1 protein-coding gene is annotated in these 1839 nt (G+C 42.3%); it reads right to left on the bottom strand.

What is annotated here, in order from left to right; all coding sequences use genetic code 11:
* Window positions 1-201 precede the first annotated feature (201 nt).
* Window positions 202-1158 carry an IS30 family transposase gene (locus H5073_RS17850; RefSeq protein ID WP_182680909.1) on the bottom strand — a complete coding sequence of 319 codons (957 nt, stop codon included), beginning with the start codon at window positions 1156-1158 and terminating at the stop codon, window positions 202-204.
* Window positions 1159-1839 lie beyond the last annotated feature (681 nt).

Here is a 1839-nt window from a genome sequence, read left to right as displayed (position 1 = left end):
AAGCCACCCTGTTACGAAGGGGATATTTTTACTTTGTTATTACCCTATGTCGGTAAAAAAGTCACAATCAGGTATTTCAGTTTTATTTCGAGTTACCATAAAACCAGTTCGTTATTTTCTAAATGTGTTGTAGATATTAAAGTTGAAGAATAGTCAAAAGAAAAGTGAGCGAAATAAAGAATCAAGATAAGGTCATAAACCCTAGATCGCAGCAATAAGTGACACACGCTTACCCGTCAAAAACTCATACGGGCTCATGTAGTTTAATGCTTTCCTGGGGCGTATGTTAATCAAAAACTCAGCTTGTTTTATGTCTTCCTCTGACAATGCGCCTATCGTCATTCCCTTGGGGAAATATCGGCGTAACAGCCCATTGGTATTCTCATTCAAACCTCGCTGCCAAGAATGGTACGGCTTGGCAAAATAGGTATCACACTTGAGGTATTTTTTGAGCTGCTGATGACCTGCAAATTCACCACCGTTATCAAAAGTAATGGTTTTGCACATAGCTTTAAACGGCTTGAGCATTTTCTTTATGGCACAAGTCACAGCTTTTTTTGACTTATTATGAACACGTCGAGTCAAAAACAGCTTGGAAACCCGCTCAACCAAGGTCACAAAATAACCATCTTGCCCATGGACTGTATCGCCTTCCCAATGCCCAATTTCAAGTTTTTCATCAACTTCAGGCGGGCATTCACTGATATCAACCCGGCCAGGGATAAGCCTTGCCCCAGCTTCCGTACCTTGGCGTTGCTTATAGCGTTTTCCTTTTCTCGTCAGTAGATGTTGCCAGCGCTCTCGTTTCACCAGGTTATAAATGGTGTTGCATGACACGGCCTCAGCCACAGCTTCGTATTTCATGCGTCCGGCAATTTGTTCAGGACTCAAACTCAGCAACAATGCGGAACGGACAGATTGTTTCAACGTTTCTGTCGACTTTGAAAACTTGGCCGATGTTCGTCGTTTATCCTGGGCCTGCTCATTCGCGATTTCAGCACAGTAAACACCGCAATTACAACGTTTTAGCTCGATGGAAACCGTTTTATTGCCCCGTTTGATTTCGCTGGCAATTTTACGCGCTGAAAATCCAAGTTTACTCAATGCTTCTATGTGGTATCTTTCTTTAAGTGTCAGTTGCTTATACTGGTTTCCCATGTGGTGACCTTGGCGGATTGTGTGAGAGCTTGAAGCTTATAAGCAACTGACTCTTCTTTCTATACCAAGTGTGTCGGTTATTCTTGGAATCTAAGAATTATATGCTCGAGTTTATGCGTTGTTATTATCTTTATATTTTTTATTGGGGTATTGAGAATGACCGAAAATCAGATAGACAGCCGTTCCGCCCAGGGGGCGTTATATTCTTGGGGATGGTCATCATCCCCTTCCAGCTAATTGCACTCATATGTGTGTTGCAATACCTAGGTATACCGTTAGTGAGTTGGGTTCTGACCTTACAGAAGCTGCAGCTAGTAGAAACCTTTAAAGGTCCCGTCACAGGCGCTGTAGTACTTTTTTGGGGGGCTGGGATCTATCTCGCTTATTTGATCTGTTATCGCAATGTGGATTATGCCGCTATTCCTGCAAAGCTGCAGCGCTATCGGTTCTTTTCCCAATATTCGGCTCTCAAGCTCTTTTCGTTGATCATGTTAAATTTTTTTGTGTTTAGCTTTTCCATGTGGTTAAAAAGGCCCGGAACATAGTAGAAAGGAAATAAGGTGCCATATATGGATGTCTCGGTGAGTCAAAACAATTGTCTGCTCATCGAATCTTGTTGGCCTTAGCTTTTAGTTCAACTGCTTTACTCCTGCCATTGTTATTGATGCGACTCATTTACTG

Origin of the sequence: Shewanella sp. SR44-3, assembly GCF_014163735.1 — a bacterium.
GTDB lineage: Bacteria > Pseudomonadota > Gammaproteobacteria > Enterobacterales > Shewanellaceae > Shewanella.
The sequence above is the reverse complement of the archived record's forward strand: the minus strand, read 5'-3'. Positions and strand labels throughout refer to the sequence as shown.

Coding starts and splice junctions, on each gene's coding strand:
- H5073_RS17850 (WP_182680909.1), bottom strand. CDS start 1,158: ATGGGAAACCAGTATAAGCAACTGACACTTAAAGAAAGATACCACATA.